This is a genomic window from Arthrobacter sp. Soil763 (genome assembly GCF_001428365.1).
Taxonomy (GTDB): Bacteria; Actinomycetota; Actinomycetes; order Actinomycetales; family Micrococcaceae; genus Arthrobacter.
In genome coordinates, this window is record NZ_LMSH01000004.1 from 157,498 (window position 1) to 171,247 (window position 13,750).

Consider the following 13,750-nt stretch of genomic DNA (forward strand, 5'->3'; position numbering starts at 1 on the left):
TGATGTCGAGGGATTCACTGGGCTGGGGGAATGTTTCCACGGCACCGGCGCCAGCCGGAATGCGGCAGGCGGCCGGACCGGCTAACAAGCACGCGTGGTCGGGTCTGGCCCGCGGTGCCGATGCCGGGCGCGTCCGCAACGCCCTGGAGGCCCCCGGCAGCATGGGCGTGGTCGTCACCGGGGACCGCGGCGTCGGCAAATCCCTGGTTGGCCGCAGCGCCCTCGCCGGCCTCGGCCCGCAGGTCTTCGCCCTCCAACTGCGCACTTCCGGAGCCGGCGCCAACACGCCCTACGGCTGCCTGGCGTTTACCCTGGCGAGGCTGCCGCAAAGCGCACTGGGTTCGCCGACCGCAATCCTGCACGGCATCACCTCGCTCATCCGGGACGACGCGGCCGGCCGGCCGTGCGTGATCCTGCTGGACAACGCCGGCTCCCTCGACGAACAGAGCACGGGGGTCCTGCTGAACCTGCTGCAGACCGGCACCGCCAAGCTGATCGCCACCGCGCAACGCACCACCGACCTGCCGCCGGATTTTTACTGGCTGATCAACTCCGGCCAGCTCGCGGAGGTCCGGCTGGCCGCGATGACCGAGATCGAAACCCGGGAGGTCCTGCAGGCCGCGCTCGGGCACCGGGTATCGACCGCACTGGCCTCCCAGCTGCATCAGCTCGTCGGCGGCAGCCCCACCCTGCTGCAGGCGGTCGTCTCCGAGCAGATCGAGCGCGGCAACCTGGTGCTCTCCGGGTCGGTCTGGACCCTGCTCGACGAGGTAGTGCTGGACGGGAAGACAGCGCTGGAGGACATCGTCCGGGCACGGTACGCCCGCGAGACCCCGGAAGCGCGTGAGGTGATCGAGGTGCTCTCCTGCGCCCGCACCATGTCACTGTCCCGGCTCGCCCGGATGTTCGGCCCGGGCCTCATCGCGGACATGGAGGAGGCCGGCCAGATCGTCGTCGACCGCACCGACCAGCACCTCGTGACCCTGGGCGACCGGTACCTGGGTGACATCGTCCGGAACTGGCTCAGCGTCGAACGCCGGCTGGAACTGCGCGACAAGGTGCCCGGCCACCAGGAGCAGGAACTCGAGGAACTGACCATCGAGGACCTGCTCGGCTACGCCGCCTGGACCCATGACTGCCACGCCGAACTCGCACCGCCGCACGCCCTCGCCGCGGCCCGCGCCGCGGTCCGGCTGTTCGACCCGAAGTTCGCGCTCAAGTGCGCCGGCAGCATCCGGCCCGGGGACAACGAATGGCCCGAAGGCCAGTTGCAGAAGGCCGCCGCATACCTCCAGCTTGGCCTCCCGCTCCAGGCGATGGCCGCTTTGGACGATATTACCGAGGCCCAGGCCGGCCGGCTCGGCCCGGTGGCCTTCGCCGAGCTCACGGCCGCCCGGACGGACTGCATGGCCTGGCTGCCGGACCGTTCCGGGAAGGTCCCGGAACTGATCCGCCAGGCCAGGCTCCGGCTCCAGGAACTCGGCGAGGGCGGCAACTACCGCCCCGACAGTGACGAAGCCCGGGCGCTGGCGCGGGCCGGGCTGTGCATGGACCTCTGCGAGTTCAATTACCTGTCCTTTATCGGCGACTACGAGCCCATGATGGACCGGCTCCAGGCCGCCGCCACCTCCGCCGACGCGGACACACTGGACCCGGCGCACCGGCTGCGGGCATCGATCATCCTGATGGAAGCCCTCTGCGTGACGGGCAAGGAACTGGACGCCCGCCGCCTGATGCGGGAGCTCGGCGGCACCCTGGGCGAATGGTCCCACGTGCCGCGCATCCGGGAAAACTTCGCCTGGCGCGCCTACAACGTGCTGCTGCTCTCCGGCCAGTGGCGCCAGGCCATCGACATGCTCAAGGACGCCAGCGGCCGGGCCGGACACGGCCTGCACTCCGGCAGCGCCGCCACGGACCTCGCCGTCGGCGTCGCCTATGTGTACGCCGGCCGCGGCCATCTCGCCCTGGATCCGCTGCTGGCCGCCATCGCCCAGCTCGAGGTCAGGACCAGCCTGCATGCGCTGCGCCAGGCCTACGCCGCGACGGCGTTCGCCTACGCCCAGACCGGCAACTCCGTCCAGGCCACCGTCTACCTCGACCGGGCACGGTCCGCGGACGGCCCCGCCCGGTTTGTGATCAGCAGCTCGGCGGACTTCTGCATGGACATGGCCTCCCGCTGGCTCGGAGATCCGGACGCGAAGGACCGGCTGGTCCGGGCCGCCGAGCAGCACTTCCGCGCCGGCCGGTACACCCCCGCCGGCATCTGCATGCTGGGCGCCACCGTCAACGGCACCGCCAAGGACTTCCAGTTCATGGAGGACATCGCCGCGCACCGCCAGGGTCCGCTCGCCGAACTCTCCCGGGCGGTGGCGGTGGGAAGCCGGAAAAAGGACGCGGCGCTGATGCTGGAGGCCGCGCGGCTGGCCGATGCCATGGAACTGGACGCGGTGCAGGCCAGGTGCGCTGCCCTCGCCTACGATTTCGCCAGGTCCGCGGGCCTGACGGCGACCGCCACCGCGGCCCACACGATGCTCGAGTCCCTCGCCGAGTCGGTGCCCACGCTGCCGGTGGTGCCGAAGACCAAGGGGCCGCTGCTGACCGACCGGGAGCGGCAGATCGCTGCCCTGGCCGGGAACGGGGTTTCGAACAAGGACATCGCCCAGGAAGTGGGCATTTCAGTCCGGACAGTGGAGGGGCACTTGTACCAGGTCTTCACAAAACTCGGGGTGTCCTCGCGGAGTGATCTGCTTGGACTCATCTAAGGCCCGCGCCGTGGCGCCCGCCGGCGAGCAGCCCCGCGTGCCCACGGGCAGGTCCGACGAAACCCGGTCCGCGGTGGAAGCCCTGCAGGGCGGCTCCCACGCCGCGGTCCTGATCCTCGGCGACCACGGTGTGGGCAAGTCGACCCTGATGGAGGCGGTAGCCGACGGGCTCGGCGGGCAGATCACGCCGGTGCGCCTCCACGGCAGCCCCGCCCTCCGCCATGTCCCCTACGGGGTGCTGGCGCCGTTCATCGTGGACCTGCCCGTGGAGGAAGCGACGTCCCAGCTGGCGGTGCTGCGGGTTTTCTGGAGCTACCTCGAAGGTGAGCGGCGCACGACCGGGAAACCCCTGCTGCTGATCGTCGACGACGCCCACGACCTCGACGACGCGACGGCAGGAGTCCTCGTGGAGCTCGCTGCCGCCGGCTGGGCCAAGCTGCTGGTCGGCGCGGCAGCCCGCCCGGGCCTGCCGGAGCCGCTGCTGCAGCTCTGGTTCGAAGGCGTCGCCGAACGCCATGACCTCCGACCGCTCACCCGGGACCAGACGGCAGAGCTCCTGGCCGACCGGCTGGGCCCCCAGGTGCTGCCCAACGTGGCGGAGGTACTCTGGGAGGCGTCCGCCGGCAACCCGCTGTTGCTGAGCTGCCTTGTCGATGACGCGACCAGCGACGGGACGCTCCTGCAGTGCAACGGTGTGTGGCTGCTCGCCCGGGCGCTGAACAGCCACGGTGAGCGGCTGACCGACGTCGTCCGCCGCCAGCTGCTGCGGCGGTCCGCGGAGGAGCGCACGGCCCTGAACCTGGTGGCGTTGGCCGAGCCGGTCTCCCGGAGCCTGATCGAGGCGGTGGTGGACGAGGCGACCGTGGCCGGGCTGATCGACCAGGAGCTGCTGCGCGTCGGGGACGGGCCCCGGGCCGAGCTGCGGCTCTGGCACACGGTCTACGGTGACACGCTGCGGAACCTCATTTCGCCCGCGCGCAGCCTGCAGCTCCGGCAGAGCCTGCTGCGGCTGATGGACCGGGAGCCCGTCACCGCCGAGGGCCTCCTGCGCCAGGTGAGCTGGTCGCTGGAATGCGGCGTCGACGTCGAGGACCGGCAGCTGCTGCGGGCGGCGGTACTGGCCAGCCGGCTCTTTGAAGACGACCTCGCCCGCAGGGCCGCGTCGCACGTCAAGGACCCGGAACTGCAGCTCACAGCGCGTTCGGTGATCGCCCGCACGCATTACAACACCGCCAACCACGAGGCCGCACGGGACATCCTGGAAGCGGACTTCGCCAAGGGGCAGACGGTGGCGGGAGTGCTCGCGGGCTCCCTCCTGTGGGCCGCGGTCCTGTCCGCGCTGGGGCATTCGCCGGCCGAGATCATCCAGCGCGCCGAGGCCCTGCTCCGGGCCGGCGAGCGGCTCGCCGCGCAGCACCCGGAGGACGCCGAAGGCATCCTCGCTGCCGTCCGGGACCGGGTGCAGACCATCGGCAGCATGGTCCTTGCCCTCGCCGGGGAGGATGACGGGGACGGGACCGGCGACGGCGACCCGGACGACGGCGCGCACCCCGGCGGCGCACCGGCGGGCAACCACCTGGAAAAGGCGTTCAGGCTGGCCCTTCACGCGGAGCGGCTGCTGATCCGGGGCCTGCCGGACAGTGCCTCCTCCGCTGCCGCCGCGGCGCTGGCAGCCGCGGGTGCCGACCACGACGAGCTGTACTTCCTCAACGACTTCCTCGCGGTCCGGGCGATGACGGCGGCGATCCACGGGGGCGACTGGGAGACGGCGGAGCGTCTGATGGGCGGGTTCGTGGCTGCCTACGGCCCCAGCCTCATCTCCTTCGGCGGCGGGGTCCACGCGGCCACCGGCATCATCCTGCTCTACCAGGGGCGGTCGGCGGAGGCCAAGCGGACCCTGCGGGCGGCGCTCGAATCACTCCGCGTCGCCGACCCCCAGCAGCTGTTCTCCGTGACGGCCGCCATGGCCTTTGCGGCGGCTGCCGACATCGGTGCCCGGGACAAGGCCGCGGGGCTGCTGGCCGACTACCAGTCCGCCCGGCCGGCCGTCTCCCGCTACCTGCGCACCCTGTCCGAAATGGCCGTGGTGTACGGCAAAGCCCGGCTCGACGGCCCGGGCGCTGCGGCGGAAGAACTGGACCGGCTGGGACAGCCCGACGGCGGCCCCCGCACGGCGGGACTGCAGTTCGATGCGCTCGCCTTCCGCCTGGCCCTGGGAGACCTGACTGCGGCCTCCCGGCTGCGCGAGCTCAAGCCGGACCTGCAGGGCCGCCGCGCAGCCGCCGTCTGCGGCTACGCCGACGCGCTCGGGTCCGGCGATCCCGGCGGCCTGCTCGATGCCGCCAAGGCCTGCGAAGCGGCCGGCCTCTGGGGCTTCGCCGCCCAGGCCTACGGCTCCGCCGCCGCCGCCTACCAGGCAGCCGGGGATACCCTGCGCGAGCGGATGGCGGCATCGCAGCGGCAGCGCTGCCGCGACCGGGCGGACAGCCAGGACGGGGCGGAAGCGGATGACGAGGACAGCGGCCTCGGGCTCCTGACCCGGCGGGAACGGGACATCGTGGCGCTCGCGGTCCGGGGCCTGAGCGACCGGCAGATCGCCGCCGAACTTCAGGTCTCGGTCCGGACCGTGGAGGGCCATCTCTACCGCAGTTACGCGAAGTTGAACATCAAGGGCCGCGACCAGCTCCGGCACATGGCCTCGGACTAGGTAGGCGCCCGCGCAGGTAGCGGCCGCCGTTCCCTGACTCCGCTCCGAAGAACACGCGGAGAACACCCGGAGAACACCCGCAGGGCAATCCCGCGGACACGCGTGCGGCCGTCCCACAGCTACCCGGCGGCCACCCGTTCCGGGGCACACTACTTGGGCGGGGGCGCCCGGCGGCCCGCTTTTTCTGAGTACAGGCACGTAATGGCCGCCTCCGTACCCGCTCCGCAATCGAGTAGTACTTACGGATGCTGTCGCCCGTACGAGTGCCTAGCGTGGATTTATCACTGGTCCATTGATTGCGAAGGTCTCGAAGGTCTCTCCAGATTGCGAAGGTCTCTCCATGTTTCAGCAGGAATCCGGCGTGTCCGCCGGAAGCGGTAAAACCGAAGCGATTCCGCAAGCACGCCGGCCGTTCCAGGAGCGGCACGAAAAGCCCTTCACCCGCCAACACATCGTCACGGATATCGTTTCCACGCTGAAGTCCGGCGTCGGCTGCGGCGTCGTGCTCGTCGGCGAGCACGGGGCCGGCAAGTCGTTCATCGCCCAGCGGGCCCTCGAACAGCTCGGCGGTGACCACATGGTGGTCCAGGTCCGGGGGAGTTCCATCGCGTCCAAGCTTCCTTACGGGGCGCTCAGCGTCCTGCTCAACGACCTCGACGCGTCCCACCTTGAGCATCCGCTGATGGTGCTCCGAGGCCTGACCCAGCTGCTCCATGCCAAGGCCCAGGGCCGCGGCGTGGTCCTGTTCGTGGATAACATCCACGACCTCGACGACCTCTCCTGCATGATGGTGGCCCAGCTCAGCGCCGGCGGACACGTCACGCTGCTGGCCGCCTGCGTGGACCTGCACCACGTCGGAGGAGACATCATGGGGCTGTGGAAGGATGACCTGCTGCGCCGGGTTGACCTGGCCCCGTTCGACTTCGCCGAGACGGCCGCGACGCTCAACCAGGAGTACGGCGGCCACTTCTCGCACTCGGCCGCCCGCGCGCTGTGGAACGCCAGCGGCGGGAACGCCCTGTTCCTGCACTCGCTGGCGCGGGAGCAGATCAAGCTCGGCACCATCGTCCGGCAGGACGGCGTCTGGGTCCTGGGCGGCCGGCCGATCGCCCTCACCGGGGAAGTGCGGGACGTGGTCAAGGCGCGGTTGAACCGGCTCGCCCCCGGACAGCGGGACGTTTTCGAGCTGCTGGCCCTCGCCGGCTCCGTGCCCCTGCAGGTGCTGATGCGGATCTTCAACCCGCAGGACATGGACAGCCTGCAGGAACGCGCGCTGATCCAGGTCAGCCACGACCACCCGCCGATGGTGGCGGTGGCCAACCCCGTGACCGCCGCGATCGTAGCCGGCGTCGTGCCTCCGGGCCGCAGCGCGGAACTGCGGCGGCGGCTGACCGCCGTGCTCTCGGACGCCGAGCAGGATGCACCCCGCAGCCCCGCCGGCGTGGCCTGGGCGCTGGACTGCGGGGAATCGGTCAGCGCTGAAACGGCCCTCGCGGCCGCGCGGGCCGCCAATAACGTCTCCGACCCGGCGCTGGCCCTGCGCTTCATCGCGGAATCCGACGGGTGCCGGCAGCTGGCCGGGGCGGCGGTCGAGGCGGTGCAAGCGCACATCGCGGCAAACGACGCTGAAGCGGCGCGGCGCGTCCTCCACGGCGTGGCCGGTGCACCGGGCGCCGATGTTCCGTTGGGCGAGTGGGTGGCCCTGCAGCTGCTGCGGATCGAGCTGGACCTCCGCGGCACCGGCGCCGCCGCGGATGCCCGGGCCCGGCTCGAGCTCGTCCGGGAGCGCGTCGACGGGGAGTCCGACGGGATGGCAGCGCAGGGCGTCCGGGCCCAGGTGCGCCTGGCCGAGGCCCGGCTGGCTGCTTTCGAGGGCCGCTACGACGATGTCCTGGCGATCCGGAAGGACCTCGACCCCCAGCTCGGCACGGAGACCGGAATCCTCACCGCCAGCCTGCTTTGCGAGGCCATGGCCGTCAGCGGGAACGTCCTGGGCGCCATGGGGCTGGGCAAGCAAATCATCGCGGCCGCCGCGGCTGTGCCGCTGGCAGACCGAACGGTGCGCGAGATCCGCGGCCGCTTCCTGCTCCTGTTGCTGCTGTCCGCGAAGTTCCGCGAGGCCAGCGCCTTCATCGCGTCCGCATCCGGCACGTCCGAGCCCCAGGCGCGCCTGGGCGGCATGTTCGAGATCGGCCAGGGCGTCATTGACCTCCACGCCGGCCGACTCGAGCTCGCCGCCCCCTGGCTGGAAGCGGGGATGTGGCAGCTGCGCACGAGCGATCCGGACGGTCTGTCCGCACTGGCGACGGCGGCCTGCGCGTACGCCGCAGGACTCGCCGGCGACGAAGAGAAAGCGGCCGGGCTGCTGGCCGACGTGGCACAGCCGCAGGGCAACAGCTCCTGGCTGGTGCGGCGGATGACCCGGTACTTCGAGTTGTGCGCACTGGCTGAGCTCGGGCAGCGGGCTTCCGCGATCCGCACCCTCGTCGACGAGGCCGGGAGCGAGGCCGACGCCGGATCACCGGCCACCGGGCTGCTCTTCCTTTCCGCCGCGGCCCGCCTCGGGGACCGGCAGCTGTGCCAGAAGCTCGCCGGGCTCGCCAGCCAGGTCACCGGGCACTTCGCCATGCTGTGCCTGCGCCTGGCGGAAGGGGTCAAGGACGGTTCCAGCGAGCAGTTGCTCGCGGTGGCCAAGGACGCCGACGCCGCCGGAAACGCAGTGTTCGCCCGCGACGTGGCCCGGCGGGCCGTGTTCTGCGCCAACGAGGCCGGCAACCGGATCGCGCTGCGCGTCGCGCAGCGGACCGAGCAGTCCCTGGACAGCAGGTTCGGCAATCCGGGCAACGGGCTGCATTCCCTCACCACCACCACGTTGACCGCCCGGGAATGCGAAGTGGCGGTCCGCGCCGCGGCCGGAACCCCGAACCGCAAAATCGCCGAGCAGATGCACGTGTCGGTCCGCACCGTGGAAGGGCACCTGTACCAGGTTTACGCGAAACTCCACGTGGCCAGCCGGTCGGAGCTCAAAGATGTCATCTCGGGACCGGCCGCCAGCGCGCGCATCGGCTGACCCGGGCAACGGCGGCGGGTGAGGAGCCCCGTGGAAAGCCTGACAGATGCCGCCATCCTGATCGGCCGTTCCGGGGTGGTCAAGGATGTGGTCCGCTGCCTGCGGGATGAGGGCAGGCCCGGGGCCCTCATCCTGGGCGGGGCCGGGTCGGGAAAAACAGTCGTGGTCAAGGCCGTGCTGGCCGAACTCCACGGGCAGGGCTCCATCATCCGGCTCACCGCAACCCAGGCTCTCGCCTCGGTCCAGTTCGGGGCGCTGGCCCCGTACCTGGCCGGGCTGCCGGACCACGACCTCGATTCCTCCAGCGCCGTCCTGGCGGCGGTGACAGCGGCCCTCAGGTCCGAGCCGGTGCTGGCGCTCTTCGTCATCGACGACGCCCAGTACCTGGACCGGGGGACCACCCGGCTGCTCGCCCAGGCGGTCGCCACCGGGGCGGCGCGGCTGCTCGCCGCCTGCCGCCCGGGTACGCAGGTCCCCGAGGAGTTCCTCGCCCTCTGGAGCGACGGCGTGGTCGCGAAGTTCGATCTCGCGCCGCTGAGCCGGGCCGAAGTGCACCAGCTGTGCGAACAGGTGCTGCACGCGGACGTGTCCCCGTGGGTGAGCGAACTGTTCGCCAGCGCAACCGAAGGCAACCCCTACATGCTGATGTCCCTGATCGAGCATTCCCGTGCCACCGGGGCCTTGGCCAAGCGCCGGGGAACCTGGTTCCTGCTGGCGCCCCCCGACCTCGGGGACGTGCCGGCAGCCGACCTGCTGGACCACCACCTGCGCTCGATGTCCGATGAGGAGAAGACCGCCGCCGCAATCGTCGCCCTCGCCGGCCCGCTGTCCCTGGGCCAGATCCTGCGTTTCAGCAGCCCGCGCTCGGTCGACGCCCTGGAAGGGGCGGGCATCATCACCGTCTCGCGGGAACCGGACCGCATCGTCCGTCCAGCCAGCCCGCTGATCGGGGAAATCATCCGGCGGCGGGTGCCCGCGGGCCGCAGCGCCGGCCTGCGTGCCAGCATGCTGGCCCTTCCCTGGGCGGGCAAGGTCCTGCCCGACGCCGTCCTGAACCAGCTGCGCTGGGCGCTCGACTCCGGTGCCGAACCGCCGGCCGGGGACCTGCTGGAGGGAGCCATCGCGGCCAACGCCGGCCTGGACACGGACACGGCCCGCCGGGCCGCCGAGGCCATAGGCCCCGGCCCGCTCCGCTCTGAAGCACGGCTCCAGCTGGCCTACTCCGACTACATCCTCGGCCGGCGCGCGGACGCCGCGGACCTACTGCGGGCGGCCCAGCCGTTGCGGTACGGGCGGGCGTCCTATCTGGCCGCGCTCCTGGCCGGCCGGCTCAAGGACCTGACGGCCGGGCTCGACGTGCCGCTGGCCCCGACGGAGACCGACGCGCAACCGCCCGGACAGGGACCGGACGAACCCGGCGGCCCGGACGCTCCCGGCGGCGCGGACGCGGCCGGCCCGGGCGCGGCCAATCCGGGCGCGGCGGGGCGGTCCGCCTGGATGTCGCCGGGGGTGGGCCTCGCCTCCGCCCTGGCCCTGGAGGACTGGGACGGCCGGACCGCGGAGCTCGCGGAGCGGCTCCAGACCCTGCTCGCCGCGGCGGACAACAACCCCGACATCCGCATCCCGGCCGCCTCCCGCCTGGCCGAGGCGTGGATGGCCGAGGGCAGGGTGCTGGCGGCCCTCGGCCTGGGCCGCGAGGCCTGGCATGCAGCCCGGGCCGACGGGCTGGCCCTCCCGCTCAGCTACGAGGACGTGCTGGCGCGGCACTGCCTGGCCCTGGCCCGGGCGGGGGAATGGGAGGAACTCGCCACCGTCCTGGATGATTACGCCTCGGGAATGCCGGCGCGGCTGCTGTACAGCGGCGGGCTGCTGCACCTGATGCGCGGGTACTCCCGGCTGCGGCAGGGCCGGGTCCCGGAAAGCCTGGCCGAGCTGTTGCTCGCCGTGGAGGAGCTGCTGATCGCCGACCCCTGGCAGGTCCTGGCTTTCGGACGCGCGCTGGCCGCGTATGCCGCTGCCGCCGCAGGCCAGTTCGACGAAGCCGTCGAGCAGGCCCGGGCCTTCCGGAGCTCCGACTACCGGGCACCGGAGACGCTGAGGCTGCTCGCCGAGGCGTACTGCGCCGCCGCCGAGCAGGGCGCAGGCGGGGACGCCGGGGCCGCGCGGCGGGAACTGGTGCGGCTCGCGGACGAAGCGCAGCGGCAGGGACTCCGCACCGTGGAGACGGATATCAGGCGGCTTGCCGTCCGCGCCGGCGACACCGGGGCGGCCGAGCATCTGGCGGCCAGCAGCGCCGCCCTGGAGGGGCAGGAGGCGCGCCTGCTGCACACTTACGCGCTGAGTGTCGCCGCAGGAGATTCTCCCGGCCTCATGGCCCTCAGCGACCAGGCCATGAACGCCGGGCACCTGCTGCTGGCCCTCGAAGCCGCCCAGCAGGCCGCGCGGCTCTTGAAGGACGACCCCGAGAAGTGGAAACTGACGGCGGTCCAACGCAAGGTGCACCACCGGATGGTCGCCGCCGGCATGTCCGGCCAGCTGGACATCGTGCACGGCGAAAACCACGCAGAGCTCACCGCCCGCGAGTCCGAGATCCTTGACCTGGTGGCGGGCGGCGCCACCAATGCGGAAATCGCCGCCAGGCTGACCCTCTCCCAACGCACCGTCGAGGGACACCTTTACCGGATTTTCGGGAAGCTCGGCGTGAGCCGGCGCGGGGAACTCCTGAATATCCGGAACAAACAGCAGCCGCCGTAGCGTCCGGGACGCGAATGCCGCGGGCCACGCCGCCCTTACGCTCCCCGCACCAGGGGAAAAGCGAGTGGCGCGAGTACGGGCAAGTAGTCGACCCTTGGGGATCCGCGACGAAGTCGGGTAAACCCTACTCGTGTGCGGATTGGGCCATCACGATTGACTTAAGCCAGTCCCCGGAACGGGAGAGCCTTACCGGGGACGACCACTGTGGGGATGAGTACAGGGGGACCGGACCGGGGGACGGACCACCCGCGCATTCGCAGGGCGAAGATCTAAAAAGTATCAAAGTCGCGTTCTAAAATAGTGATGAGCGGGCGGACTTGACCGCCCCTTCCCGAACTCCTTCATTGGAGCCGTACGGTGCCCCTGGCAGCCGTACCCCAAAGTCGGAGCCGGTGGCGTCAGAGCCTTCTGAGACCGAGGCTCTCCCCCCAGCCGCCGCCGGCTCCCTTAACCCGGTCCCACCCGCAGGGGACCTGCAGGAACTCCGCGGAACCGACGCCCCGCCCGGGCCCCAAATCCGGGCGGGGCGTTCGGCTGTCCGCCGCCGCCGGACCGCCGTGGGATAATTAGGATCAATCTGCGTGACGTATTTCCCCGCGCCGGCGCCACGGCCGGTCCGGGGCGTCCGCGTGAGGACCGATCCAGGAGTATCTGCCCATGGTTGCCACCCCAGCCCACCTCCTCCGCTCCGCCACGGCGCTGGGCAACGAGGAAGTCATGCGGATCCGCAACGATTTCCCCATCCTGCAGCGGACCGTCAACGGCCGGCCGCTGGTCTACCTGGACTCGGGAGCGACGTCGCAGAACCCGCTGAGTGTGCTGGAGGCGGAGCAGGAATTCTACGAGCAGCGGAACTCCGCGGTGCACCGCGGCGCGCACCACCTGGCGGTGGAAGCCACCGACGCGTTTGAGGACGCCCGGGAGACGGTCGCCGCCTTCATCGGCGCGGACCCGGATGAGCTGATCTGGACCTCCAACGCCACTGAGGGCCTGAACCTGCTCAGCTATTCCTTCCTGAACGCCTCGTTGCCCGGCTGCCCGGCGGAGTCCCGGCGCTTCGCGCTGGCCGAGGGCGACGAGGTCGTCGTCACGGAAATGGAGCACCACGCCAACCTGATTCCCTGGCAGCAACTGGCTGCGCGCACCGGCGCCGCGCTGAAGTACATCCCGGTCGATGACGCCGGCAACCTGGACCTCGACGCCGCCGCCGGCCTGATCGGCAGCCGCACCCGGGTCCTGGCGTTCACCCACGCCTCGAACGTCCTCGGCACCATCAACCCCGTATCAGAGCTGGTCGCGCTCGCCCGGGCTGCCGGCGCCCTGGTCGTGCTGGACGCCTGCCAGTCCGCCCCGCACCTGGCCCTGGATGTGAAAGCCCTGGACGTCGACTTCGCCGTCTTCTCCGGACACAAGATGCTCGGCCCCACCGGGATCGGCGGCCTCTACGGGCGGGCGGAACTGCTCAACGCCATGCCGCCGTTCCTGACCGGCGGGTCGATGATCACCACTGTCACCATGGACCGGGCCGCGTTCCTGCCCAGCCCGCAGCGCTTCGAGGCCGGCACCCAGAAGATCTCGCAGGCAGTGGCGCTCGCCGCCGCTGCGAACTACCTGGGTGAGACGGGCCTGGACCGGATCCACGCCTGGGAAACGACGCTGGGCCAGCGGCTCGTGGAGGGCCTCGAGGCCATCCCCGGAATCCGGGTGCTGGGTCCGGCCGCCGGGCGGGAACGGATCGGACTGGCCGCGTTCGACGTCGCCGGCGTCCACGCCCACGACGTCGGCCAGTTCCTCGACAGCCGGGGCATCGCCGTCCGGGTGGGCCACCACTGCGCTCAGCCGCTGCACCGCCGCCTCGGCCTGACGGCCAGCACCCGGGCCAGCACCTACCTGTACAACACCACTGACGACGTCGACGCCTTCCTCGAGGCGGTCGCCGGCGTCCGCGGATACTTCCAAGCCTAAGGACACCCCAGCATGAGCCTTGACCAGTTGTACCAGCAGATCATCCTGGAGCACTCCAAGCTGCGCCACGGCAGCGGCCTGGCCGGGGCGGACCTGCCGGCGGGGGCCGCCAGCGGCCAGTCGCACCAGCTCAATCCGGTCTGCGGCGACGAAATCACCGTCCGGGTGACGGTGGCGGAGGGGAAGGTCAGCGGGCTGCGCTGGGACGGCGAAGGCTGCTCCATCTCGATGGCGTCGGCCTCCGTGCTGACCGACCTGGCCGACGGCCTCGAAGCGGCCGAACTGCAGCGCGTGATCGACAGTTTCCGTGAGGTGCTGCGCTCCCGCGGCAAGGTGCCGGCCGATCCGGAGATCCTGGGCGACGCGGCGGCTTTTGAAGGCGTGGCGCGCTACGCCGCCCGGGTCAAGTGCGCCATGCTCTCCTGGGTCGCCGCGGAGGACGCCCTGGCCCAGGCGCTGGCTGGCCAGGACCACCCCGCCGGACCCTGAGCC

6 protein-coding genes are annotated in these 13,750 nt (G+C 71.4%); all 6 read left to right on the top strand.

The annotated features are described in order from the left end of the window. The first annotated feature begins 2 nt into the window (after positions 1-2). Entirely contained in the window at positions 3-2,762 is a 2,760-nt protein-coding gene (locus tag ASG71_RS13810) for a helix-turn-helix transcriptional regulator (protein WP_056740265.1), read from the top strand. Next, on the top strand, positions 2,749-5,469 hold the full coding sequence (locus ASG71_RS13815) for a helix-turn-helix transcriptional regulator (protein WP_157366454.1): 2,721 nt from the start codon (positions 2,749-2,751) through the stop codon (positions 5,467-5,469). Before ASG71_RS13810 ends, ASG71_RS13815 begins: the two co-directional genes overlap by 14 nt. 340 nt (positions 5,470-5,809) lie before the next feature. After that, on the top strand, positions 5,810-8,539 hold the full coding sequence (locus ASG71_RS13820; protein WP_157366456.1) for a helix-turn-helix transcriptional regulator: 2,730 nt from the start codon (positions 5,810-5,812) through the stop codon (positions 8,537-8,539). 30 nt (positions 8,540-8,569) lie between these two features. Then, positions 8,570-11,293: a LuxR C-terminal-related transcriptional regulator gene (locus ASG71_RS13825; RefSeq protein ID WP_056740272.1), complete on the top strand. Its 2,724-nt coding sequence runs from the start codon at positions 8,570-8,572 to the stop codon at positions 11,291-11,293. Positions 11,294-11,944: 651 nt separating this feature from the next. Continuing rightward, positions 11,945-13,258 carry a SufS family cysteine desulfurase gene (locus ASG71_RS13830; protein ID WP_056740274.1) on the top strand — a complete coding sequence of 438 codons (1,314 nt, stop codon included), beginning with the start codon at positions 11,945-11,947 and terminating at the stop codon, positions 13,256-13,258. Positions 13,259-13,270: 12 nt separating this feature from the next. Then, on the top strand, positions 13,271-13,747 hold the full coding sequence (gene sufU / locus ASG71_RS13835) for a Fe-S cluster assembly sulfur transfer protein SufU (protein ID WP_056740275.1): 477 nt from the start codon (positions 13,271-13,273) through the stop codon (positions 13,745-13,747). The last annotated feature ends 3 nt before the right edge of the window (positions 13,748-13,750 follow it).

Excerpts from the sequence above, each read along its gene's own strand:
- ASG71_RS13820 (WP_157366456.1), top strand. The coding sequence starts at position 5,810 with ATGTTTCAGCAGGAATCCGGCGTGTCCGCCGGAAGCGGTAAAACCGAA.
- sufU (WP_056740275.1), top strand. The coding sequence starts at position 13,271 with ATGAGCCTTGACCAGTTGTACCAGCAGATCATCCTGGAGCACTCCAAG.
- ASG71_RS13810 (WP_056740265.1), top strand. The coding sequence starts at position 3 with ATGTCGAGGGATTCACTGGGCTGGGGGAATGTTTCCACGGCACCGGCG.